Origin of the sequence: Pseudomonas sp. RA_15y_Pfl1_P11, assembly GCF_963970975.1 — a bacterium.
GTDB lineage: Bacteria > Pseudomonadota > Gammaproteobacteria > Pseudomonadales > Pseudomonadaceae > Aquipseudomonas > Aquipseudomonas tritici.
The window spans coordinates 1-22740 of sequence record NZ_CAXAOY010000014.1 but is presented as its reverse complement, the minus strand read 5'-3'; the positions used below and the strand labels follow the sequence as shown (position 1 = coordinate 22740).

Below are 22740 nucleotides of genomic sequence, written 5' to 3'. Positions count from 1 at the left end.
GCGCGATGTTAACACGTGAGCCGGCATCAGCTCTGCTTGTAGCCGCGCACTTCGTCCACGCCACGGTTGGCCAGTTGGTCGGCGCGTTCGTTGCCAGGGTGGCCAATGTGACCACGCACCCACTTCCAGGTGATGTCGTGCCGATTGCATTGCTCATCGAGCAGTTGCCACAGGTCAGCATTTTTAACCGGTTCCTTGGCCGCGGTCTTCCAACCACGCTTCTTCCAGTTGACCATCCACTCATTGATGCCCTTCATTACGTACTGCGAGTCGGTCACCAGCAGCACGTTGCAGCGGCGCTTGAGTTCTTCCAGGCCGCGAATGGCACCCATCAGCTCCATGCGGTTGTTGGTGGTGTTGGGTTCACCGCCCCACAATTCCTTCTCCACGCCCTTGCACACCAGCAATGCGCCCCAGCCGCCAGGGCCCGGGTTGCCCTTGCAGGCGCCATCGGTGAAGAGTTCTACGCTATCGGTCATCGGTTGCTCGGTCTGAATTCAAAAAAGAAGTTACGTATCGACTTGCTCACGGTTGACCTTGGCCAGCGGCATCGGCAGCAGCTTGCCGATAGGCTCGCGACGTACCTGACGCACCGGCCGCAGCCCGACCGCGATCTTGCGTGCGACCAATAAATAGAAGCCGCCGCCCGACAGTTGCCAGGCACCTGCGCGCCGCTCCCAGCCAGCCAGGCGGCCTTGCCACTTGGTCGAAGCAAGCGGCGGACGATAGCATCCGAAGCGGCGTTTCTCCAGCGCGAAGCCCAGCAGGTTCAGCCAGTCCCCCACCCGTTGCGGCGAGATGCAGCGCGCCTGGCGCAGGCCGTCATGGGCAAACACATGGCGCAGCCCCCAACTACTCCAGGGGTTGATGCCCACAATCAGCAAATGGCCACCTGGGCGCACACTGCTCGCCGCTTCGCGCAACAAACCGTGGGGTGACAGGCAGAAATCCAGCCCATGTTGCAACACCACCACGTCGGCGGCGTGCTCGCTCAACGGCCAGGCTTGTTCCTCGCACACGATCTCAACCCCCGGCAACGGTGCGCCCAAGCGTACATTGCGTTGCACTTGGGGCGCGGCGGGTGGCGTTTCGGCTGATGGCCCGTAATGCACCAGGTAGCCGCCAAAGAACCGGCCCAACTCGTCTTCAAGCATGCGCCGTTCTTCGTGCAGCAGAAATTGCCCGATGGGTCCGGACAGCCATTCACGGGCTGCGCTGATCAGGGCCAGCCACTCAGGATCGGCCTGGGCGAACGCTTTATCAGTCATTGCATTCTCCAACTCGCCTAGACGTTCTAAGATGCACCAATGTGTTCAGCTTGGCGAATCGAAGAATGATACAGATCACTGCCCTGCCCGCCTTCACCGATAACTACATCTGGTTGTTACAAGACCCCCGCACCCAGCGCTGCGCCGTGGTCGACCCCGGCGACGCCGCGCCCGTACTGGCCTGGCTCAAGCAAAACCCTGGCTGGGCCCTCAGCGACATCCTGATTACCCATCATCACCATGATCATGTCGGCGGTGTCGAACAACTCAAAGGTGCTACCGACGCCAAGGTCTACGGCCCGGCCAACGAGATGATCCCGGCGCGGGACGTAGCGTTAAACGATAATGACCGCATCACGGTGCTCGGCTGGGACTTCGACATTTATACAGTGCCTGGCCATACGCTGGGCCATATCGCCTTTTATCACCAAGGCGTGCTGTTTTGTGGCGACACCCTGTTCGCCGCCGGTTGCGGGCGCCTGTTCGAAGGCACGCCGGAACAGATGTACGCCTCTCTTGAGCGTCTGGCCTCGCTGCCTGCCGATACCTTGGTGTACTGCACCCACGAATACACACAAAGTAACCTCAAGTTTGCCCAGGCGGTGGAACCACACAACGCAGATATCGCCGAACGCGTGGAAAACGTCCTTCAACTGCGGGCCCGGGGCGAGATCACGTTGCCTTCCAACCTGGCCCTGGAAAAGCGCACCAATCCCTTTCTGCGCACCTCTGAAACATCCGTTAAACAAAAAGCGGACGAACGGAATGGGCGCGACAACCGCTCTAGGGCCGAGGTATTTGCTAGTTTGAGGGCCTGGAAAGATAAGTTCTAACGGAAAACAATCTGATACGTAATTTCTGAATGGTTGACCGGAACCAATGCGCTTTCTAGAATCGCCCGACATTTTTGCCCGGAACTTACTTCCAGCCAATGTCGTCATCTATTCGTAAATCCAACCATTCAGACGCATTGACCCGCCTGGCTCAAGCTGTGGCGGTGGCTGTGTCCGCCACGCTGGCGGGCTGCCAATCAAACAATTTCACCGCACAACCCACCGTGCAACCCAAGCCAAACCTTACCGCCAAGATCAAACAGAAACCCGTCATCTGGCTTTCAGAGAAGCCGGCTCCCGACGTCCCACAAGACGTCTGGGAACGCATGCGACGTGGCTTTCAATTGCAGGACGACGTAGGCGTCAACCCGCGCATCGAGCAACAGCGCCTGTGGTTCGCCAGCAACCCCTCCTTCCTGGAAAACGCCGGCGAACGCGGCAGCCTCTACATCCATTACATCGTCGAACGCCTTGAAGAACGCAACATGCCCCTGGAACTGGCGCTGCTGCCAGTGATTGAAAGTGCCTATAACCCGATGGCCTACTCGCGCAGCAATGCGGTCGGCCTGTGGCAGTTCATTCCCTCCACCGGGCGCTACTTCAACCTGCGCCAGACCCGCGCCTACGATGGCCGCCGCGATATCACCGCTTCCACCACCGCCGCCCTGGACTACCTGACCCGCCTTCACGACATGTTCAACGGTGACTGGTTGCTGGCCCTGGCTGCCTATAACGCCGGCGAAGGTACGGTGAGCCGGGCAATCGAGCGCAACGAGAAACTCGGCCTACCGACTGACTACTGGAACTTGCCCCTGCCCCAGGAAACCAAGGACTACGTGCCCAAGTTCCTGGCGCTGTCCCAGGTAGTGCTGGCGCCGGAAGCCTACGGCGTCAACCTTAACCCGATTGCCAACACGCCGTACTTCAAAGTGGTTGAAGTCAAGCAAAGCATGGACCTGTCACGGGTTGCCGCGCTGGCCGAGATCGACGAAGACGAATTGTTCCAGCTCAACCCGGCCCTGAAACAACGCACTACCTTGGACGGCCCGCAGCATTTGCTGGTGCCAAGTTCCAAAGCGCAACTGCTCACCAGCACCCTTTCGACGATGAAGCCGGAAGAATTACTGGCGATGCGCCCCAAAAAACGGGTGTTCGACGAAGTTGAGACCGCACGGGTTACCGGGCGTACCCGCAGCTACAAAGTGCGTAAGGGTGACAACCTGACGCTGATCGCCAAGGCCAACAAAGTCAATGTGCATGACCTGCAACGTTGGAACCAGCTCAACGGCCAGGCCCTCAAGGTCGGCCAGACCCTGGTGATGCAGGACACCCGCCGCGCGGTAGCCAGTCGCAAGAAGCCGGTGCAGTACAAGGTCAAGAAAGGCGACTCGCTGTACATCGTCGCCAAGCGCTTCAACGTGGAGATGCAACATCTCAAGCGTTGGAACCCACGCACTGGCCAGGCGCTCAAGCCGGGGCAGATGCTGGTGGTTTCCGGGCCAAGATAAGCCGCATGAGAGCTGGCTTGTGTGGGAGCTGGCTTGCCTGCGATGCAGACACCGCGGTGTATCAATGACACCCAGGTGATGCTATCGCAGGCAAGCCAGCTCCCACATTTGATCTTCACACCGTTCAATACCGCGCCAGCCCTCAAAGGGCCTTCCCAACGGCCTTTTTCCAACCGGAACAAGCTGTTACTGTACCGATCATAAAGCCCAAGCCGCCTGGATCGGATCTCTGACTTGAAGCGTCCCCTCCTTCTACTAATAAGTCTGGCCTTGAGCTTTGGTGCGAACGCGACAATTACCGAGAGCCACGGGTATACGCAGTTCGGCAGGCTCAAGTACCCGGCCAAATTCACCCACTTCGACTGGGTAAACCCTGCAGCGCCGAAAGGCGGCACATTGCGGGTGATGGCCTTTGGCACCTTCGATACGCTCAACCCCTATACCTTCAAGGGCTCCAGCCCGGTTTCCACCCCCAATTTCCTGCAATACGGCGTCAATGAGCTGAACGAGCCATTGATGGTCGGTACCGGCCAGTACGCGCCCTCCGGCGACGAACCCACCTCCAGCTACGGGCTGATCGCCCAATCGGTGGAGTACAGCGAGGACCGCAGTTGGGTGGTGTTCAACCTGCGCCCGGAAGCACGCTTCCACGATGGCAAGCCGATCACCGCCTATGATGTGGCGTTTTCCTATCGCACCCTGCTCACCGAAGGCCACCCGCAATACCGCACCAACCTGCAGGAAGTGGCGCGGGTGGACATCCTCAATCGTCACCGCATCCGCTTTGTGTTCAAGCGCGCCGGCAACCCGCTGCTGATCCTGCGCCTGGGCGAGTTGCCAATATTGCCCCAGCACTACTGGAAAAATCGCGACTTCAAGGCCACCACCTTCGAACCACCGCTGGGCAGCGGGCCGTACCGCATCAGCAAAGTCACGCCAGGCCGGCAACTGATGTTCGAACGGGTCAAGGATTACTGGGGCAAGGACCTGCCGGTCAACCAGGGCTTCTATAACTACGACAAGGTCGAAGTGGAGTTCTATCGCGACAGCGATGTGGCGTTCGAAGCCTTCAAGGCCGGGGAGTTTGATATCTATATCGAACACCAGGCCAAGAACTGGGCCAATGGCTACAACTTCCCGGCGGTGAACCGTGGCGATGTGATCAAAGCGCAGATAGCCCACCAGATCCCGACGCAAAGCCAGGGCCTGTTCATGAACACCCGTCGGCCAACCTTCAGCCAGACCAAGGTGCGCGAAGCACTGGGGCTGATGTTCGACTTTGAATGGACCAACCGCACCCTGTTCAGCAACGCCTACAAGCGCACATTGAGCTACTACCCCAACAGCGAATTCGCCGCTACCGGTGTTCCAACCGGCCGTGAGTGGCTGATGCTCTCACCGTACCGCGAGCAGTTGCCGGCCAGCCTGCTTACCCAGCCTTTCAGCCTGCCGCAGACCGATGGTCGCGGCATCCCCCGCGAGACGATGCGCCATGCGCTCACCCTGCTCGGTAAAGCCGGCTGGAAGCTATCGGGTCAACGCCTGCTGAACAAGGATGGGCAACCGCTGCGCTTCGAAATCCTGTTGGTCAACCCGAACCTTGAGCGCATCCTGCAGCCCTATGTCGAGAACCTGATCAGCATCGGTATCGACGCGCGCCTGCGCACCGTCGACCGCGCACAGTACAAGCAGCGCCTGGATCAATTCGACTTCGACATGATCCTGATCACCCTCAACCAGACCCTGAGCCCGGGCCTTGAGCAGTGGCAGTACTTCCACTCCAGCCAGGCCGCGATCAAGGGCAGCAAGAATTACGCCGGCATCAATAACCCGATTGTCGATCACCTGCTGGAACAACTGCTGGCGGCGCAGACCCGCGAAGAGCAACTGGCCGCCGGCCGTGCCCTGGACCGTGTGTTGCTGTGGCAGCACTACAGCATTCCCAATTGGTACCTCAACTATCATCGCCTGGCCTACCGCAACCGGTTCGCCTTTGTCACCACGCCGCCCTACAGCCTGGGCCTGAGCGCATGGTGGCTGAAAGCTTCGGAGAAAGCCCAATGATGTATTTGCGCAACGCACTGCTCGGCAGCCTGCTGCTGTGCACCGCAGCCCATGCCGCTCCGCAACACGCACTGACGCTTTACAACGAACCGCCGAAGTACCCCGCCGACTTCAAGCACTTCGACTACGTCAACCCGCAAGCGCCCAAGGGCGGCACGTTCCGCGAGTCGGCCATGGGCGGTTTCGACAGCCTCAACCCCTACATCAGCAAGGGCGTGCCGGCCGACAACCTGGGCCTGATCTACGACACCCTGGCCATGCAAAGCCTGGATGAGCCAATCACCGAATACGGACTGGTCGCCGGCAAGATCGAAAAAGCCCCGGACAACAGCTGGGTGCGCTTCTACCTGCGTCCCGAGGCGCGCTTCCACGACGGCCACCCGATCCGCGCCGAAGACGTGGTGTTTACCTTTCAGGAGTTGATCAAGGACGGCTCGCCGATCTACCGCACCTATTACGCCGATGTCGACGAAGTGATCGCCGAAGCCCCACTGAAGGTGTTGTTCAAGTTCAAGCGCACCAACAACCGCGAACTGCCGCTGATCCTCGGGCAATTGCCGGTATTGCCCAAGCATTGGTGGGCGACCCGCGACTTTGCCAAGGGCAACCTCGAGATACCACTGGGCAGCGGGCCGTACAAAGTGGCCGAGGTCAAGGCCGGGCGTATGATCCGCTACGAGCGGGTCAAGGACTACTGGGCCAAGGACCTGCCGGTCGCCAAAGGTTTCTACAACTTCGATAACCGCATCACCGACTACTACCGCGACAGCACCGTGTCCCTGGAGGCCTTGAAGGCCGGGCAGTTCGACTACTGGCTGGAATTCAGCGCGAAGAACTGGGCCAACGCCTACAACACACCGGCAGTCAAAGAAGGCCGTTTGATCAAGGAAGAGATCCCCAACGGCAACCCTACCGGCATGCAAGGGTTTGTGTTCAACATGCGCAAGCCGATGTTCCAGGACGTGCGCGTGCGCAAGGCCATCAGCCTGCTGCTGGATTTCGAGTGGAGCAACAAGCAGCTGTTCAACGGCGCCTACACGCGCACCCGCAGCTACTTTGAAAACTCGGAGATGGCGGCCACCGGCCTGCCCGGCCCGGGTGAGCTGAAAATCCTCGAGCCCCTGCGCGATAAAATCCCGCCCGAAGTTTTCACCCAGGCGTTTGAGCCGGCCAAAACCGATGGCAGCGGGATGATCCGTAAACAGCAGCGCGAAGCCTATCAACTGTTGCAGGAGGCCGGCTGGCGCATTGTCGATGACAAGATGGTCGACACCACCGGCAAACCGGTGACCATCGAGTTCCTGCTCGCGCAGACCGAGTTCGAACGTATCCTGCTGCCGTTCAAGCGCAACCTGGCCGACCTGGGCATTGAACTGGTGATCCGCCGGGTTGACGTCTCGCAATTCGTCAACCGCATTCGCTCGCGGGACTTCGACATGCTGGTGGGCAGCTTTCCGCAATCCACCTCGCCGGGTAACGAACAACGGGAATTCTGGAAGTCTTCAAGCGCCGACAAACCCGGCAGCCGTAACTACATGGGCCTCAAGGACCCGGCTGTCGACCAATTGGTGGAAGAGCTGATCGACGCCGATTCGCGCAAAAGCCTGGTGGCCCATGCCAAGGCCCTGGACCGCGTACTGCAGTTCGGCTACTACGTGATTCCCAACTGGCACATCAAGACCTTCCGCGTGGCGTACTGGGACCATCTGGGTCACCCCAAAGTCGCGCCGCGCTACGACGTCGGCACCGCCACCTGGTGGGAAAAACCCGATGTCAAACCGGCTGTGACCCTAGACACAAGCACAAACACGAGCGCCGATTCGGCGAGCGGAGGCGATTAAATGCTGGCCTATATTCTTCGTCGCCTGTTGCTGATCATCCCCACGCTGTTCGGAATTCTGCTGATCAACTTCGTCATCATCCAGGCCGCTCCCGGTGGGCCGGTGGAACAGATGATCGCCAAGCTTGAAGGCTTTGAAGGCGCCACCAGCCGCATTGCCGGTGGCGGCGCCGAGGTCTCGGTGGCCGGCTCCAACAGCTACCGCGGCGCGCAGGGCCTGGACCCGGCGCTGATCAAGGAAATCGAAACGATGTACGGCTTCGACAAATCGGCGCCGGAACGCTTGTGGATCATGGTCAAGAACTACGCCACGCTGGATTTTGGCGATAGCTTCTTCCGTGACGCCAAGGTCATCGACCTGATCAAGGAAAAGATGCCAGTGTCGATTTCCCTTGGGTTGTGGAGCACGCTGATCATGTACCTGGTGTCGATCCCCCTGGGGATCGCCAAGGCCACGCGGCATGGCAGCCATTTCGACGTGTGGACCAGTTCGGCAATCATCGTTGGCTACGCAATCCCGGCGTTCCTGTTTGCGATCCTGTTGATCGTGGTGTTTGCCGGGGGCAGTTATTTCAACTGGTTCCCCTTGCGCGGGCTTACGTCGAACGACTTTGACGAACTGAGCTGGGGCGGCAAGATCCTCGATTACTTCTGGCACCTGGCGTTGCCGATCACAGCGTTGGTGATCGGCAACTTCGCCACCATGACCCTGTTGACCAAGAACAGCTTCCTCGACGAGATCAACAAGCAGTACGTGGTCACCGCCAAAGCCAAGGGCCTGACCAACCACCGCGTGCTCTACGGCCATGTATTCCGCAACGCAATGTTGCTGGTGATCGCCGGTTTCCCATCGGCGTTTATCGGTATTTTCTTTACCGGTTCGCTGTTGGTGGAGGTGATCTTCTCCCTCGACGGCCTGGGTCTGATGAGCTTTGAAGCCGCGATCAACCGCGACTACCCGGTGGTGTTCGGCACGCTGTTTATCTTCACCTTGCTGGGTCTGGTCGTAAAACTGATCGGCGACCTCACCTACACCTTGGTCGATCCGCGTATCGACTTTGCCAGCCGGGAGCATTGAGATGAACCTGTCCCCCCTCAATCGCCGCCGGTATGAGCGGTTCAAGGCCAACAAGCGTGGCTGGTGGTCGCTGTGGCTGTTCCTGGTGCTGTTCGTGCTGAGCCTGGGCGCGGAGCTGATTGCCAACGACAAGCCGCTGGCCGTGCACTATGACGGCGGCTGGTACTTCCCGGCGCTCAAGCGTTACCCGGAAACGACGTTCGGCGGTGAATTCCCGCTAGAGGCCAACTATAAGAGCCCGTACATCCAGGAACTGCTCAACGCCAAGGATGCCTGGACCTTGTGGGCACCGATCCCATTCAGCTACCAGAGCATCAACTACGACCTAAAAGTGCCAGCTCCGGCGCCCCCCTCTAGCGTCAACCTGCTCGGCACCGACGACCAGGGCCGCGATGTGTTGGCGCGAGTGATCTACGGCTTTCGTGTGTCGGTGCTGTTTGCCCTGACACTCACCGTGCTCAGCTCAATCATCGGCGTGATCGCCGGCGCGTTGCAGGGCTTCTACGGCGGCTGGGTCGACCTGGCCGGGCAACGTTTCCTGGAGATCTGGTCCGGGTTGCCGGTGCTGTACCTGTTGATCATCCTCGCCAGTTTCGTGCAGCCCAACTTCTGGTGGTTGCTGGGGATCATGCTGCTGTTTTCCTGGATGAGCCTGGTGGACGTGGTGCGCGCGGAGTTCCTGCGCGGACGCAACCTGGAATACGTGCGCGCGGCCAGGGCCTTGGGCATGCAGAACGGCGCGATCATGTTCCGGCATATCCTGCCCAACGCCATGGTGTCGACCATGACCTTCATGCCGTTCATTCTTACCGGCGCCATCGGCACCCTCACCGCGCTGGACTTCCTTGGCTTTGGCTTGCCCGCCGGTTCGCCGTCGTTGGGTGAACTGGTGGCTCAGGGCAAATCCAACCTGCAAGCGCCGTGGCTGGGCATGAGTGCCTTTGCCGTGCTGGCGATCATGTTGAGTTTGCTGGTGTTTATCGGCGAGTCCGCTCGCGATGCCTTCGACCCGAGGAAATGAGATGAATCAGGACAATCTGATCGAAATCCGCGACCTCTCTGTCGAGTTCGTCACGGGCGAACATCACCACCGCGTGGTGAACAACGTCAGCTTTGATATCAAGCGCGGCGAAACCCTGGCCTTGGTCGGCGAAAGCGGCTCGGGCAAATCGGTGACCGCCCACTCGATCCTGCGCCTGCTGCCCTACCCGCTGGCGCGGCACCCATCCGGCACCGTCAACTACGCCGGGCAAGACCTGCTGACGCTCCAGGAAAAAAGCCTGCGGCACATTCGCGGCAACCGCATTGCGATGATCTTCCAGGAGCCAATGACCTCGTTGAACCCCCTGCACAACATCGAAAAGCAGATCAACGAAGTGCTCGGCCTGCACAAGGGACTCACCGGCAAAGCCGCCACCCTGCGCACCCTGGAACTGCTGGAGCTGGTGGGCATTCCCGAACCGCACAAGCGCCTCAAGGCCCTGCCCCACGAACTGTCTGGCGGCCAGCGCCAGCGGGTGATGATTGCCATGGCGCTGGCCAATGAGCCGGAGTTGCTGATCGCGGACGAACCGACCACCGCCCTCGACGTCACGGTGCAGTTGAAGATCCTCGAATTGCTCGAAGCCTTGCAGGCACGCCTGGGCATGGCGCTGTTGCTGATCAGCCATGACTTGAACCTGGTGCGGCGTATCGCCCATCGCGTGTGCGTGATGCAAAAGGGCTGCATCGTTGAGCAGGCCGATTGCGAGACACTGTTCCAATCACCTCAGCATCCGTACACCCAGGAACTGCTCGCGGCTGAACCCAGCGGCGGGCCGGCGACCAATGAAGTCGGCCCCCCGTTGCTGGAGGTGGATGACCTGAAAGTGTGGTTCCCGATCAAGAAGGGCTTTTTGCGCAACACCGTCGACTACGTCAAGGCGGTGGACGGCATTAACTTCAGCCTGCCTCAGGGGCAAACCCTGGGCATCGTCGGCGAAAGCGGCTCGGGCAAATCCACCTTGGGCCTGGCGATTCTGCGGTTGATCGCCAGCAAGGGCGGGATTCGCTTCGAAGGCCAGCAACTGGACACGCTGACCCAGCAACAGGTGCGCCCGTTGCGCCGGGAAATGCAGGTGGTGTTCCAGGACCCGTTCGGCAGCCTGAGCCCGCGCATGTGCGTCAGCGAGATCGTCGGCGAAGGCCTGCGCATCCACAAGATGGGCACAGCCGCCGAGCAGGAAGCGGCAATCATCGCTGCGCTCAAGGAAGTGGGCCTCGACCCGGATTCCCGGCACCGCTACCCCCACGAGTTCTCCGGCGGCCAGCGCCAGCGCATCGCCATCGCCCGCGCGCTGGTGCTCAAGCCTCGCCTGATCCTGCTTGACGAGCCCACCTCCGCGCTGGACCGCACGGTGCAACGCCAAGTAGTGGAACTGCTGCGCAGTTTGCAGGCCAAGTACAACCTGACTTACTTGTTTATCAGCCATGATTTGGCGGTGGTGAAGGCGTTGAGTCACCAACTGATGGTGGTTAAGCACGGGCAGGTGGTAGAGCAAGGCGATGCACGGGCGATTTTTGCTGATCCGCAGCATGCTTACACGCGGCAACTGCTGGAGGCAGCCTTCCTCGTACCCGCCTGACGTACACAGGCTGACGACCCTGGCGGTCTGTGCAATGATCGTCCCCCGGTCTCTAAAGGGATGGAACCACCGCCATGTCGTTGAACAACACCGCGCAACCCGCACACGCACCACGCTTTTGGCGTGATGAGCGCTTGCCGTTCATTGAAGCACGTACCATCGATGATGGGCGCAAGGTCACGTACACCCGTCATGCTCATGAGCACTTTTCCATCGGTGCGATCACGACCGGAAGGAGCTATTACCACTACGGCGCGGACACCTTCCAGGTCAACACCGGCACCGTGGTGTTGATGAACCCAGGTGATGTCCACGCCTGCAACCCCTTCGAAAACGAGCCGTGGTCCTACCAGATGGTGTACCTCGACACGTCGTGGCTGACCGACTTGCAGCACCAGTTGGGTTTCAGCACGGACCAGGGTTACCGGCCCTTCGACACGCCTTACACTCGGGACACGCTGCTGTACAACGGCCTGCTGGCGTTGTATCGAATACTGGTGGACGAACAGGCTGAACACCTGCAAAAACAGAGTGCGCTGGTGAGTTACTTCACTGAGGTGCAACAACGCCTCAACCCCTCCGACACCCCGGTACGCGAGGTCAACCACAAGCTGGAGCGCGCTGCCGAATACATCCGCGCCCACTGCACCCAGGCGTTGAAACTGGAAGATATCTGCGCGGCGGCCGAGTTGTCGCCGTCCTACCTGATCCGCGCCTTCAAGCAGTATTACGGGCTGACGCCCCATGCATTCCTGGTCAACCAGCGCATCCAGTTTGCCCGTACGCAATTGCGTCAGGGCGAGCTGATCGCCGATGTGGCCCTGGCCGCAGGTTTTGCCGACCAGGCGCATTTCCAGCGCACGTTCAAACAGCATTTCGCCGCCACGCCGGGGCAATACCGCGACCGGCTCACGCCATCAGCAAATAACCCACACTGGCCACCAGCAACGCGGCCATTGAGCGGTTGAACAGCCGCACGCCCTGGGGGTTGCTGAGGTAGCGGCGCAGGAACGTGCCGGCGTAGGCCCAGCAAGCGACCGACAGGTAACAGATCACCAGATAAATCGCCGCAAACAGCCAGACCTGTGCGGTATCGCCATCCGCCACAAACAACCCCATCCCCGCCACGCAGGCCAGCCAGGCCTTGGGATTGAGCCACTGCATGATTGCGCCATAGAGCATCGACGGCGCAGTGGCCGTGCCGTCGGCGTCCAGCCGGCCGTTGTCCACCGCCAGTTTCCAGGCCATGTACAGCAAAAACGCCACCCCACCCCACTGGATCAACTGGGTCAGGATCGGCCAGCGCAGCAGCACTTGATGCAAGCCGAGGCCAATCAACACCAACAGCAACGTAAAGCCCACGGCGGCGCCGAGCACGTGTTTCTGGCTGGCGGCAAAACCGAAGCGCGCGCCTGTACTGAGCGCGACGACATTCACCGGCCCCGGTGTGATGGAGGTCGCCAGGGCGAAGGCAGCCATGGAAATGATCAAGCTCATGGGGGTTCCCTTTTAGGGTGATGGGTGCAGATGGCTTCACGGTAAAGGGCAAAACGGCGGCGGTATTGAAGAAAATGCCCCCGCAGGCTTATTTGACAAACAACTCCCGATCCCGGGCTTTCACGTGCCCGGCGCGGTAGTAGGCGTCGAACCAAGGCTGGGGTCCAGGGGCAGCGCGCAATCGGCATGGGGCGCGAAGCACAGTGACACCCTGGAGCCTGGCTCGTCGCGTACCACCCACCACTGTTGCGACAAGGGGTTCTTGCGAAAAGTCGTGGGCTGAGTTGTTCCAAGCGACGCAGGATGTCCGGTTCCTTACTTTCGCCATCAAGCCAGTGCCGTCTGGGCGCCTCAACCGTCGATCAACGAGAAGTGCACGCCCACGCCGGCACACACGCCCTCGGCCACGGCCAGCGCGACGGAACCGGCGGCAAGGGAGACATCACCACCAGCAAACACACCGGGCACGGAAGTCTGGCGCAGTTGGCCGAGGATTTTGACGAGCGCTATCGCGTCGCGATGATGCCCTAGCGCTGGGCGGGAATGCGGATATCGCCGTCGCGGCACTGGGTTTTGACGCTGCGCGGGCAGCCGGCGAAGGCCAGGTCCTTGGTCAGGCACACGCGCACTTCCGATAACACGTTACCTTTGCAGATCACCGCCAGCCCATGGCTGCCCATGCGCGGGTTGCTCTCACGAAACAACGCCTCGATCTCACGGGCTTGTAACGATGGCGGCGTATTGAACGGCTGCAGTTGCTGCGCAATGGTCACCACACCCAGCGCCTCGTCGGTTTTTTCCAGATACGCCAGCGGCTCCAGCCCGCTGCAGGTGCCATGCTTGGCCCATTCGTGCCGAAGCAGTGAACGGGTCGGGAACAATGCAGCACCTTTTTCGATTTCTTCGCGACTCAACTGCGATCGCGCTGAGCACGAAGCCGGCCACCCACCCCGTGCGTACTGCGGCCATAAGCCATGCAGCACAAAGCCGTAGCCCTTGCCCGAACACTGTTCATTGTCCGGGTGCGTGAGGCAGAAGGTTGGCGACCATGACAACGACAGCACATAGAAATCAAACTCTCCCGGCGTGCCTTGACTACGCGGGGCCGCCACTGCACTTGTGGCGAGTACCAGCCACACCATCATCCAGTATTTCATTGGTCTGTTCCTTGGAAAAACAAAACCCTATCGCGACTACCCAGGATGATGGGGGTTACGTTGTAGCACCTTGTCCAGGATCCGATCGGTCTTCAACGCTTCGATGGCCAATGACGGATGCTCGGCTTCGCCACGGATATGCGCATTCATGGCCAATACGTGATGCCACTGGATATGCGCGTGGCAGGGTACTTCCAGCACCTCATGGGTCTCGCCCTCAAGGTGCAGGGGCTGGTCCTCGAACACCGAGAACCGGATGCGCCCACGACTGCCGATCATCTCGACCACATCTTCACGGCGGTCCGCGACGAAGTTCCAGCAGCCCATGCCCAACGCGCCGGAGCTGAAGGTCCAGCACGCCGTCACTGCATCCTCGGCCGCATAGCGCCCGGCCTGGCGCGCGGTGAAGCCCGAGACTTCGATGATGTCCCCGGCCAGGTACTGGAACAGGTCGAAGCCATGGCTGGCCAAGTCGGCGAAATAGCCGCCACCGGCAATCGTCGGGTCGGTACGCCAGTTAGCGGCGCTGGCGTCGTCGACTCCCGCAGGTTTGCACAAGGTCCAGGTCAGGTGACGCAGCTCACCGATGCGCCCGTCCAGCAGCCAGTCACGCACTTGCTGGAAGCGCGGCAGCGAGCGGCGGTAGTAAGAAACAAACAGATGCAGCCCGGCACGCTCGAACGTGCGCTGCATCAACGCGCTCTGCTCGGCATTCAGCGACATGGGCTTCTCGACGCAGCAATGTTTGCCGGCTGCGGCCACCATCAGGCTGTATTCAAGGTGGCTGTCGGGCGGCGTGGCGATGTACACCGCGTCAACGTCGGGGTCGTTGATCAGTGCCTGGGCTTCGGTATAGAAGCGTGCGATACCGTGGCGTGCCGCATAATCACGCACAACAGCTTCACGGCGCCCCATCACGGCCACCAGCGCAGAACCTGGCGCTTTGTAGAAAGCCGGTCCACTCTTCAATTCAGTGACACTGCCACAGCCGATCATGCCCCAGCGTACGGTGCTCATCTGCTCTCCTCGTTCGTTTTGATCAATCGGGCAGTATCCACATCCCCACACGTCAGCGCTATAACCACTTAGCATGACAATTGAATTACAATTTTATGACACTCATTCCGCTGCGGGGCTAAACGATGAAAATACGCGCAACGGTCATCTGCGAACACGAGGGGCATATCCTCTTCGTGCGTAAGGCCAGATCAAAATGGGCCTTGCCGGGCGGCAAGGTAGAACGCAACGAGCGCCCGGTCGGCGCCGCCGAACGCGAGCTGCAAGAAGAAACCGGGTTGAACGTGGACGGCTTGCTCTACTTGCAAGAGCTGAAAGCCCGCGACACCGTTCACCACGTTTTCGAAGCGTCCGTTGTGAACATCGCCGATGCAAAACCTTGCAACGAAATAATCGATTGCCAGTGGCATCCCTATGGCGCGATGGAAGAACTCGACACCACCGACGCTACCCGGCACATCGTTAAATCCTTCCTACGTCGCCTGTAGTTCAGCGCTCTGCCCGCTGGCGACCAATCCTCGCTTCACCAAACCATTCTCTTTCTGCCGTTCGACAAAGGATCTGACGAACGCGGCTGCGGCTGCGTGCGCAATCGGTACTGCCATGGCCTGGCGCAGGCCGTGCTGGCTGACCATCGCTACGGAGGGCTTGGCGTTAACCCTCCAATGGTAGAGGCCTGCGCCCACGCCGCCGATCAAAATACATTGAGCAATACCGAGACAAACAACCACGGTTTCAGGGATTTAGCGGTCATTGCTGGGTGTCCTCGGCGTTGGCGGTAAAGATGACTTGCGCATCGCCCTGATCGAAGACACAGGGCAACACGTCGGATGACAACATCGGCAGTGGCACGCTCATCGACGCTACCAGCGTCCCGGTAACAATGCCGGCAATGCTCACGCCCACCAGGCCCACAGGCGACAACCAGTTGGCGTAGCGCGACCAGAACGACCTGCGGCGCGACGCAGACTGGCGGATCTGCCTCGCCAGTGCCGGGTCGGTAAGCGCCAGTTGATAGCTGTTCAGCTGGGCGTCGAGCCAACGGCCTCCTCCAAGGCCGCACGGGCACTGGGATGAGCACTTTCAAGCAGGGCTTGCGCCGCGCCTCGCTCCGCCAGAGGACACACCATGTACCGTCGACTTTCCATGCTAGTTGCCGCGTTGCTGATCGTCAGCCTCAGCGGCTGCGTAATCCTGCCGGAGCACCGCCATTGCTGCTGGCGCTATTACGGCGCGCTCGATACGCCGACCCACTCCGTCAACGGCTAGCCGACCACCGCAAACCCAAGGCGCCCGGCCGTGATCTCGGTGCGCAACTCGCCAATCAGGTTTGAGATGGAACGGATGCTGTCCAAAACCTCGGGGGACACGCCGGTCAGGAGCAGGTCGACCCGGCCGGAAACCGCTCGAAAATGTCGGTTCGCTGACGTCAAAAACCCTGCCTTCGACCTCTCGTCTGCTGTTTCGGAGGGCACTTGACTCCACGCGTCAATCACAAGAGGCTCTTGGCCTTTCGCCATCATTCTGAGCAAAGCCCCTATGAGCATCGACCCTCCCAGCCAGCCCGACAGCGATGTGTACAAGACATTATTGGAGTCGACCAAGGCCATCCCCTGGCGCATTGATTGGCAAAGCATGACCTTCAGTTATATCGGCCCGCAGATCAAGACCTTGCTCGGCTGGAGCCCGCAAAGTTGGGTCAGCGTGGACGATTGGATCGAGCGCATGCACCCGGACGACCGTGAAAATGGGCCAGCGCCCAGCGCAGTCAGTTGCCACTGTCGCTGATCATCCTGGATATCGATTTTTTCAAGCAGTACAACGACCACTATGGTCATATCAAGGGCGACGAATGCCTGCGCCAAGTCGCGCACACCCTGTCACAGGCCGCCAACCGGCCACGGGATTTCATTGCGCGTATCGGCGGCGAAGAATTTGTGTGGTTGCTGCCGGAAACCGATGCGGCGTCGGCCAGGCAAGTGGCGCAACGCTGCCTGCACCTGATTCGCCAACGGCAGATCGAGCATGGTTTTTCGGCGGTATCGAACCTGTTGACCTTGAGCCTGGGCGTCGGCACACACATCGTAAAACCCGATAGCCCGATGCTGGGGTTTGTCGAAGAGGTCGATAAGTTGTTGTACCAAGCCAAACGCAATGGGCGGATGCGTGCAGCGTTCGCGACAGGTGAAGTTTGACGTTGAGGTCAATTTGCAGGCAAAAAAAATCCCAAGTAGCTGATGGAAACTTGGGATTTAAAAATGCATAAACCGTGGGAGGTGAACGCCCGGCTATAGTAGCGACTGTAAAAAGCTGTAACAAGATTATTTTAATCCTTTCGTCGGATTAAAAGCGCTGTAAGTCATTCAATAACCACACATTTTTTAAGGTGGCGGACTCTATGAATGCCACTTTTTGGTGCAAATACCGCCAAAATTCCCCCTTATAAAAAAGGGTTACTGAATTAAGGCGGCGTCACACTTTTCGACATACGCTCGTTCAACGGCTCACATGTCTCGCGTGTATCAAGGCTATTAGGCAGTAGTGAACGCGCGATACTTTCCACCTGCCGACAGAGTGCCAGGCGCTCGTTGGCGGCTTGCCTCGCGCGGTCAACCTGGGCGTTGAGCTGGACAAAATAAATCCCCAGCAATACGGCAGAGCAAAGCACTCCGAGCACGAAGTAGCGCACGCTGTTAGAAGACGACGGCTCGGGCGCGTTCATTAGACTACTGCGTCCTGCTCTTCTCGTATCGCACATCATCGCCGTCAACCTGACCGACCACGACCCAACCGAGCCGCTGATAAAAACCGTTGGCGCGTATTTCGTCGCGGCCATCGGTGATCAGATACAGCCGGTCATGGTGTTCAAACAGCGCGGCTTCGGCGACCGCCATCAGCTGACGGCCCAGGCCCAGGTTTTCGTGAGTGGGCCGTACGAACATCGCAAATACCTCGCCTTCGGCCAGGTCGACCATGGCAAAGGCGACGGCCCGGCCATCCACTTCAGCGACCCACACGCAGGGCGCTGCCTCGATGCTCTCGGCCAACACCTGCGGCGTGATGCCCAGCCCAGCCATCTGTTCGACACTCAAATGGTTCTGCACCACCGACGTGCGGATGCTGAACAGCATGTCGATATCGTCCTGCGTCGCCGTGCGGATTAGCGTTTGCATACTGGCCCCCGTGATAGAGGACGCAATTGTATGCAAATAGAAACACAGTGAATGTCGTGGATTTGTAAAGCGCTCTGCAGGCACTTGTCATGCTGCTTTCGCGAATAAGGAGAGCAGCACGGGGACGAAATAGTCCAGGCCAGCGTGCGTTTCAACACTGCCCTGGAAAGCAGCTTTGGCCCGCGAGTGATTAACGCTACCCGCAAGGGCATGGGCGTATCGACCCTGCTGCGTTCAGTGCTGTATTTCCAGGAAGATGCCAGCTCAGCGTCGTCGCACTAAGCGGTTATTTGCGGGCAACTTTGTAGCGCACACAGTCCTGATAGAAACTCTGGCGAATCGCCTCGGGTTTCAGCCGTGAGCCGCTGTCGTAGGTCTGTTCAGTGATGCCCATGGCCATCATGCGCATCCAGGATTTATTGAATTTGATGGTTTGGATTTTCTGCCGCGCGGCGTACAGCGACACCCCCGACAACTTGAGTTTCTGGGCCCTGGCGGCGGTGCCTGCGCCCCAACTGCACATGTACTTGTCACCCTCGCGCAACTCCCGTGCCTGCACGGCAGTTGCGCCGCCGGCCAGGGAGCAGGCGATCAGCATGATTCCAACAGTGCGCATTTGCATCCCCACCTAACCACCTGAAAATAAACGCGATTCTGGCGAGGATTTTGTTACAAAGGGGCCATTAAATTGCCTTATTGCGTGCCATCACCACTGGTAAGTGGCGCTCGCCTGCACGGTGCGCTGCGAGCCATACCAGCACCACGAGTAGGAGTAGCAGGAGGCGACGTACTCTTTATTCGCCAGGTTGGTTGCGTTGAGCGCCAGGCGCAGGTTGTCCTTAAGGCTGGTGAGGTTTGGGATGTCGTAGTGCACCGCCGCATCGAACAAGGTGTAGCCCGGCACTTTCAGGGTGTTGGCGGTATCGCCCCAGGACGAGCCGATGTAGCGTGCGCCCGCACCCGCGCCGAAGCCCTTGAGGTGGCCCTCGTGGAAGGTGTAGTCGGCCCATGCCGACGCAGTGTGGCGAGGTACGGCGTAGGTGGTGGTGCCTTCGGCGGCGAGGTTCGGGCCTACGCCGATATCGCCGATGGGCGAATAGCGCACGGTGTTGTTGGACTGGCTGATGCGGTTGTCCAGATAGGCGTAGGCCGCAGTAATGTCCAGGTTATCGTTGAGGCTAGCCTTACCTTCCAGCTCAAAGCCACGCGATTGCACTTCGCCGTCCTGGCTCTGGCAGCGCCCGCTGCCGCACAGGTGGGTGGGGTCCGGGTCGGTGGTCAGTACGTTGGTCTGGCGCAGGTCGAAGATCGCCGCCGTAATAAAGCTGTTGCTCCCCGGCGGCTGGTACTTGATGCCGATTTCATACTGTTTGCCTTCAGTCGGCTTGAACACCGAACCGCCATACCCGGTGCCCGATTGCGGGTTGAAGGACTCCGCGTAGCTGGCATACGGAGCCAGGCCATTATCGAACAGGTAGACCAGGCCGATACGGCCAGTAAACGCCTTGCTGTCCAACGAAGATTTACTCTTGGCGCCGCTGCGCAGGGCCTGGGTACTGCTATCGGTGCTGGCCCAGTCATAACGACCGCCCAGCAGCAATACCCACTTGTCCCACTTCATCTGCTCTTGCAGGTAGACACCGGTTTGTTCGCTGCGCGAGGTGCCGTCGGTGGTATAGGCCGGCACGGGGACCGCCGCGCCGTAGACCGGATCAAAGATATCCAGTGTGGGCCCGGCCTTGTAAACGCCTGAGCCGGACAGCGTATCGGTGCTGGTGTTCTGGTAATCGAGCCCCATCAACAAGGTGTGCTGCAACGGCCCCGTCTCAAATTTTGCCTGCAACTGGTTGTCGAGGGTGTAGGCATCCATATCGACATCACTGGCAATGGTCGAACGCTGGATGGTGCGGTAATCCGATAACAGGATATTGCTGTAGAGGCTGCGGTATTGGCCTTCGGTGCGCAGGTAACGGGCATTCTGGCGCACGGTCCACACGTCATCGACATGATGCTCGAACGCCCAGCCGATCGAGTAATACTCGCGGTCGCTTTTCTCGAACTTCTTTTCGCCATCGTAGAGATCCACATCGATGCTGCGCCCGGTCGGGCTGTGCAGCACCGAGCCCCAGGCCGGCACCGAGCCGTAAGACGCGCCTTTGGGGTCCTTCTGGAAATGCCCGAGCAGGGTCAACGACGTGGCGTCATCCGGGCGCCAGGTAAAGGCGCTGGACAATGACTGACGGCGCGTCTCGGTGTGTTCCACCTGGCCATCGGCATCGTCGAAAAGCCCGGCCACGCGGTACGAATACACACCCTGATCATCCAGCGGGCCGCTCAAGTCAAAAGTGGTGCGCTTCTTGTTGAAGGTGCCGTATTCCACACCCACTTCATGAAACGGCGCGTCTAACGGGCGCTTGCTGACCATGTTGATCACCCCGCTCGGCGTGCCCTGCCCATATAACACCGACGCTGGGCCGCGCAGCACTTCGACGCGTTCCAGGTCAAACGCGTCCTTTTGCGGCAAGGCGTCACGGCTCGAAGGCATGCGCAAGCCATCGAGGTAAGTGGCCGGGGCGAAACCGCGAATGGTCAACTGATCGAGACGCGACGCGGTGGCGCCACGGGTTTCCGGGATAACAGCGGCGCTATAGCGCAGGATCTGGTTAAGGCTCTCGGCGTTTTGCGCACGCATCTGGTCTTTGGTGACGATGGAGATCGACTGCGGGGTTTCGATCAACGCGGTATCCGTCTTGGTGCCCGACAAACTGCGCGTGGCCACATAACCCGACACCGGACCGGTCGGGCTTTCGGCTTGGTACGCACCGCTGATGGTGGTGGCCTGCAGCTCCATGGCCGCGCCGTTATCCGGGATAGCTTCCAGGCGGTAGCGATCGGCGGAGAGTTTCATCGCCTGCAGGCCGCTGCCAGCGAGCAGTTGGTTCAGCGCAACTTCGGTGTCGTATTGCCCGCTCAACCCCTTGCTGCGCTTGCCCCGGGTCAAGCTCGCATCGAAGGCCAACACCAGGCCCGCCTGCTCGGCCAGGCTATTGAGCGCCTGGCTCAGGTCACCGGCAGGAATCGAGAAACCGCGCACGGCGCTGCTGCTTTCTTCGGCGAAGACGGTTTGGGCAGTCAGCAACGGCACGGCGGCAAAAGCCATCGCCACTGACAGGGTCAGTGGATGCAAGGGACGAGCAAGGCGCGACATGGGAAATCCTGCGTAATGGAGGTTCTATTAACCATGACGGCCATGTCGGGGAATCGGGCAAGGATGAGAGCGATTTTTATTTGAGAGTGGTTGCTGCAATCAGTTTTATCGCTTTTTTGTGTAGCTCTTGGGGTTGGTATTGCGCGGTTTTTTTCCCCTTTTTAGTGGGCCTTTTCTGAATTTCTCAACCGTTCATCCAGCCGCTTTTTGCTCCGGCATGCTCCGACGCCTTGCCCTTTGTCGAGCCGTCACGGATGACCCACGCTTCCCACATCAGCCTTATCGAATTTGAGCTCGATGGCTTTCATCAGAGCGCGGAGATTTATCGCCAGCAGATGGGCGCCTGGTATTCGCGTGCGCTGGATTCGGTGAGCCACGGGTTGGACATGCCGTCGTTGCTGGGGATGGATCGGGTGTTGCGGGTCGGGGGTTCGCAGCGGTCGCAGTGGGCTGGGTTTAAGCCGCATTGGGAGCGATCTACTGCCAGCGCGATTGGCAGCGGCCTATTGGCGGGCAGTTGGGCGGCGATCCGTGATGTGTGGGACAGCATCAAGCTGGTGCAGGCAATTCTTGAGGACCCGCTGAAGTTCGTCGGGCAACTGGGTGATCAGGCCGACAAGTTGGCACAAATCGCCACCGACGCCCCCAAGGTCATGGAGCAGGCGATGTTGCTGGCCAGTGATGAGGCGGCGCTGTTCCTGTTGGTGCGCACGGCGATGATCTGGCTGGACGCGTTACCGCCCGGTGAAATGGCCGAGGTGGCGGCAGGGTTCGTGGTGTCGTTGCTGGTTGATCTGGTAATTGGCGTGGTGTTGACCATCGCATTGCCAGCTGCGGGCGTGGCGTATTTGAGCTTGCGGTTGGTCAAGTATGGCGCGCAGATCCTCGAGGCGGCGGTGAGCTTTGTCAGGGGACTTCTGGCGACTCTGAAGAAGTTTATGCAGGCCATGGATCGCTACAAGGCGGTGGCCGTTCGCGGGGTGGTTGGCGGGCTGAAGCAAGGCACGATGCAGATGCGCTGGAAGGCCCGGCAAAACGCGGTATTGAAGCAGACAGAGCATGTAGATGACGTGCCTGCTGGTTCGAAAAATCCGGCGGGGGATGCGACGGCTTCTTCGGATAAGACCGCAACCAATGGCTGCCCAGTATCGATGGTTACCGGGGAGGAACTGCTGACGCTGACCGATGGTGCGCTGGATGGAATTCTGCCGTTCGAGTGGACTCGGTTGTACCGCACCAGTGCAGTGGAAGTGGATTGCGGGCTGGGGTTTGGCTGGAGTCATTCGCTGGCGCATCGGCTTGCTGTTTCCGGTGACTTGGTGGTGTGGACGGATCATGAGAATCGGTCGACTACCCTGCCCTTGCCTTCTGTTTCTCGGCCTGCAATTACCAATAGCTTGGCTGAAGCGGCGATCTACCTGGGGTCTTTGCCTGATGAGTTAGTCCTGTCTCAAGGGTCACGTTTCTACCATT

The 22740-nt window shown here is 59.8% G+C and carries 20 protein-coding genes and 5 pseudogenes; 13 read left to right on the top strand and 12 right to left on the bottom strand.

The window, feature by feature from the left end:
• Window positions 1–26: 26 nt before the first annotated feature.
• On the bottom strand, window positions 27–479 hold the full coding sequence (gene rnhA, locus AACY44_RS17940) for a ribonuclease HI (RefSeq protein ID WP_010210917.1): 453 nt from the start codon (window positions 477–479) through the stop codon (window positions 27–29).
• 30 nt (window positions 480–509) lie between these two features.
• Window positions 510–1268 (bottom strand): class I SAM-dependent methyltransferase, encoded by a 759-nt coding sequence (locus AACY44_RS17935; RefSeq protein ID WP_339470804.1) that lies wholly within the window; start codon window positions 1266–1268, stop codon window positions 510–512.
• A gap of 65 nt (window positions 1269–1333) precedes the next feature.
• On the opposite strand from AACY44_RS17935, the gene gloB reads away from it, so the two are divergent.
• The 8 genes from gloB to AACY44_RS17895 all read left to right on the top strand — a co-directional run bounded on the left by gloB (window position 1334) and on the right by AACY44_RS17895 (window position 12183).
• Window positions 1334–2101: a hydroxyacylglutathione hydrolase gene (gene gloB, locus AACY44_RS17930; RefSeq protein ID WP_339530772.1), complete on the top strand. Its 768-nt coding sequence runs from the start codon at window positions 1334–1336 to the stop codon at window positions 2099–2101.
• Between the two features lie 98 nt (window positions 2102–2199).
• Window positions 2200–3609, top strand: coding sequence for a transglycosylase SLT domain-containing protein (locus tag AACY44_RS17925; RefSeq protein ID WP_339418326.1), 1410 nt, complete (start codon window positions 2200–2202; stop codon window positions 3607–3609).
• Between the two features lie 234 nt (window positions 3610–3843).
• Window positions 3844–5673, top strand: coding sequence for an extracellular solute-binding protein (locus tag AACY44_RS17920; RefSeq protein WP_339418325.1), 1830 nt, complete (start codon window positions 3844–3846; stop codon window positions 5671–5673).
• Window positions 5670–7514, top strand: a complete 1845-nt coding sequence (locus tag AACY44_RS17915; RefSeq protein ID WP_339418324.1) for an extracellular solute-binding protein — start codon at window positions 5670–5672, stop codon at window positions 7512–7514. Before AACY44_RS17920 ends, AACY44_RS17915 begins: the two co-directional genes overlap by 4 nt.
• Window positions 7515–8591, top strand: a complete 1077-nt coding sequence (locus AACY44_RS17910) for a microcin C ABC transporter permease YejB (protein WP_339418323.1) — start codon at window positions 7515–7517, stop codon at window positions 8589–8591.
• A gap of 1 nt (window position 8592) precedes the next feature.
• Window positions 8593–9612: an ABC transporter permease gene (locus AACY44_RS17905; RefSeq protein ID WP_339418322.1), complete on the top strand. Its 1020-nt coding sequence runs from the start codon at window positions 8593–8595 to the stop codon at window positions 9610–9612.
• 1 nt (window position 9613) lies between these two features.
• Entirely contained in the window at window positions 9614–11215 is a 1602-nt protein-coding gene (locus AACY44_RS17900) for an ABC transporter ATP-binding protein (protein ID WP_339428044.1), read from the top strand.
• Between the two features lie 74 nt (window positions 11216–11289).
• Window positions 11290–12183 carry an AraC family transcriptional regulator gene (locus AACY44_RS17895; protein WP_339428045.1) on the top strand — a complete coding sequence of 298 codons (894 nt, stop codon included), beginning with the start codon at window positions 11290–11292 and terminating at the stop codon, window positions 12181–12183.
• On the opposite strand, the gene AACY44_RS17890 is transcribed toward AACY44_RS17895, so the two are convergent.
• The 4 genes and pseudogenes from AACY44_RS17890 to AACY44_RS17875 all read right to left on the bottom strand — a co-directional run bounded on the left by AACY44_RS17890 (window position 12125) and on the right by AACY44_RS17875 (window position 14886).
• Window positions 12125–12712, bottom strand: a complete 588-nt coding sequence (locus tag AACY44_RS17890; protein WP_339418319.1) for a LysE family translocator — start codon at window positions 12710–12712, stop codon at window positions 12125–12127. The two genes, AACY44_RS17895 and AACY44_RS17890, sit on opposite strands and share 59 nt — an antisense overlap.
• Window positions 12713–13063: 351 nt before the next feature.
• A pseudogene (locus tag AACY44_RS17885) lies at window positions 13064–13195 on the bottom strand (thioredoxin reductase); the annotation flags it as partial.
• Window positions 13196–13239: 44 nt separating this feature from the next.
• The gene (locus tag AACY44_RS17880; protein WP_339418317.1) at window positions 13240–13869 is read right to left on the bottom strand and encodes a ribonuclease T2; all 630 of its coding nucleotides are present in this window, start codon (window positions 13867–13869) and stop codon (window positions 13240–13242) included.
• A gap of 36 nt (window positions 13870–13905) precedes the next feature.
• Window positions 13906–14886: a Gfo/Idh/MocA family protein gene (locus AACY44_RS17875; protein WP_339418316.1), complete on the bottom strand. Its 981-nt coding sequence runs from the start codon at window positions 14884–14886 to the stop codon at window positions 13906–13908.
• Between the two features lie 125 nt (window positions 14887–15011).
• Here AACY44_RS17875 and AACY44_RS17870 point away from each other — a divergent pair, with 125 nt between their 5' ends.
• Window positions 15012–15374: an NUDIX hydrolase gene (locus tag AACY44_RS17870; protein ID WP_065876121.1), complete on the top strand. Its 363-nt coding sequence runs from the start codon at window positions 15012–15014 to the stop codon at window positions 15372–15374.
• A gap of 114 nt (window positions 15375–15488) precedes the next feature.
• Here the strand turns inward: AACY44_RS17870 and AACY44_RS27775 are convergent.
• A pseudogene (locus AACY44_RS27775) lies at window positions 15489–15640 on the bottom strand (periplasmic heavy metal sensor); the annotation flags it as partial.
• Window positions 15637–16034: pseudogene (locus AACY44_RS17860) on the bottom strand (hypothetical protein). The pseudogenes AACY44_RS17860 and AACY44_RS27775, both read right to left, overlap by 4 nt.
• Between AACY44_RS17860 and AACY44_RS17855 the strand changes: the two are divergent.
• Window positions 16015–16155, top strand: a complete 141-nt coding sequence (locus AACY44_RS17855; protein WP_339418315.1) for a hypothetical protein — start codon at window positions 16015–16017, stop codon at window positions 16153–16155. The pseudogene AACY44_RS17860 and the gene AACY44_RS17855 sit on opposite strands and share 20 nt — an antisense overlap.
• Here AACY44_RS17855 and AACY44_RS17850 read toward each other — a convergent pair.
• Window positions 16152–16298, bottom strand: a pseudogene (locus AACY44_RS17850) (DUF1652 domain-containing protein); the annotation flags it as partial. The gene AACY44_RS17855 and the pseudogene AACY44_RS17850 overlap by 4 nt on opposite strands.
• 127 nt (window positions 16299–16425) lie before the next feature.
• On the opposite strand from AACY44_RS17850, the pseudogene AACY44_RS17845 reads away from it, so the two are divergent.
• Window positions 16426–17081, top strand: a pseudogene (locus AACY44_RS17845) (sensor domain-containing diguanylate cyclase).
• 531 nt (window positions 17082–17612) lie between these two features.
• On the opposite strand, the gene AACY44_RS17840 reads toward AACY44_RS17845, so the two are convergent.
• Window positions 17613–18059 (bottom strand): GNAT family N-acetyltransferase, encoded by a 447-nt coding sequence (locus AACY44_RS17840; protein WP_339530769.1) that lies wholly within the window; start codon window positions 18057–18059, stop codon window positions 17613–17615.
• A gap of 144 nt (window positions 18060–18203) precedes the next feature.
• On the opposite strand from AACY44_RS17840, the gene AACY44_RS17835 reads away from it, so the two are divergent.
• The gene (locus AACY44_RS17835; protein WP_445261127.1) at window positions 18204–18341 is read left to right on the top strand and encodes a hypothetical protein; all 138 of its coding nucleotides are present in this window, start codon (window positions 18204–18206) and stop codon (window positions 18339–18341) included.
• A gap of 4 nt (window positions 18342–18345) precedes the next feature.
• On the opposite strand, the gene AACY44_RS17830 is transcribed toward AACY44_RS17835, so the two are convergent.
• Complete coding sequence (locus AACY44_RS17830; protein WP_339418312.1) at window positions 18346–18675, bottom strand: hypothetical protein; 330 nt, start codon at window positions 18673–18675, stop codon at window positions 18346–18348.
• A 90-nt stretch (window positions 18676–18765) separates the two neighbouring features.
• Window positions 18766–21267 (bottom strand): TonB-dependent siderophore receptor, encoded by a 2502-nt coding sequence (locus AACY44_RS17825; protein WP_339530767.1) that lies wholly within the window; start codon window positions 21265–21267, stop codon window positions 18766–18768.
• Between the two features lie 254 nt (window positions 21268–21521).
• Here AACY44_RS17825 and AACY44_RS17820 point away from each other — a divergent pair.
• Window positions 21522–22740 (top strand): DUF6531 domain-containing protein (locus AACY44_RS17820; RefSeq protein ID WP_339530765.1); only part of this gene is annotated, 1219 nt, incomplete at its 3' end.

Bases quoted from the DNA above. Each gene is read 5' to 3' on its own strand.
- AACY44_RS17840 (WP_339530769.1), bottom strand. From the start codon at position 18,059: ATGCAAACGCTAATCCGCACGGCGACGCAGGACGATATCGACATGCTG.
- AACY44_RS17915 (WP_339418324.1), top strand. From the start codon at position 5,670: ATGATGTATTTGCGCAACGCACTGCTCGGCAGCCTGCTGCTGTGCACC.
- rnhA (WP_010210917.1), bottom strand. From the start codon at position 479: ATGACCGATAGCGTAGAACTCTTCACCGATGGCGCCTGCAAGGGCAAC.
- AACY44_RS17880 (WP_339418317.1), bottom strand. From the start codon at position 13,869: ATGAAATACTGGATGATGGTGTGGCTGGTACTCGCCACAAGTGCAGTG.
- AACY44_RS17910 (WP_339418323.1), top strand. From the start codon at position 7,515: ATGCTGGCCTATATTCTTCGTCGCCTGTTGCTGATCATCCCCACGCTG.
- AACY44_RS17890 (WP_339418319.1), bottom strand. From the start codon at position 12,712: ATGAGCTTGATCATTTCCATGGCTGCCTTCGCCCTGGCGACCTCCATC.
- AACY44_RS17935 (WP_339470804.1), bottom strand. From the start codon at position 1,268: ATGACTGATAAAGCGTTCGCCCAGGCCGATCCTGAGTGGCTGGCCCTG.
- AACY44_RS17825 (WP_339530767.1), bottom strand. From the start codon at position 21,267: ATGTCGCGCCTTGCTCGTCCCTTGCATCCACTGACCCTGTCAGTGGCG.
- AACY44_RS17900 (WP_339428044.1), top strand. From the start codon at position 9,614: ATGAATCAGGACAATCTGATCGAAATCCGCGACCTCTCTGTCGAGTTC.
- AACY44_RS17895 (WP_339428045.1), top strand. From the start codon at position 11,290: ATGTCGTTGAACAACACCGCGCAACCCGCACACGCACCACGCTTTTGG.
- AACY44_RS17905 (WP_339418322.1), top strand. From the start codon at position 8,593: ATGAACCTGTCCCCCCTCAATCGCCGCCGGTATGAGCGGTTCAAGGCC.
- AACY44_RS17870 (WP_065876121.1), top strand. From the start codon at position 15,012: ATGAAAATACGCGCAACGGTCATCTGCGAACACGAGGGGCATATCCTC.
- AACY44_RS17830 (WP_339418312.1), bottom strand. From the start codon at position 18,675: ATGCGCACTGTTGGAATCATGCTGATCGCCTGCTCCCTGGCCGGCGGC.
- gloB (WP_339530772.1), top strand. From the start codon at position 1,334: ATGATACAGATCACTGCCCTGCCCGCCTTCACCGATAACTACATCTGG.
- AACY44_RS17925 (WP_339418326.1), top strand. From the start codon at position 2,200: ATGTCGTCATCTATTCGTAAATCCAACCATTCAGACGCATTGACCCGC.
- AACY44_RS17875 (WP_339418316.1), bottom strand. From the start codon at position 14,886: ATGAGCACCGTACGCTGGGGCATGATCGGCTGTGGCAGTGTCACTGAA.
- AACY44_RS17855 (WP_339418315.1), top strand. From the start codon at position 16,015: ATGTACCGTCGACTTTCCATGCTAGTTGCCGCGTTGCTGATCGTCAGC.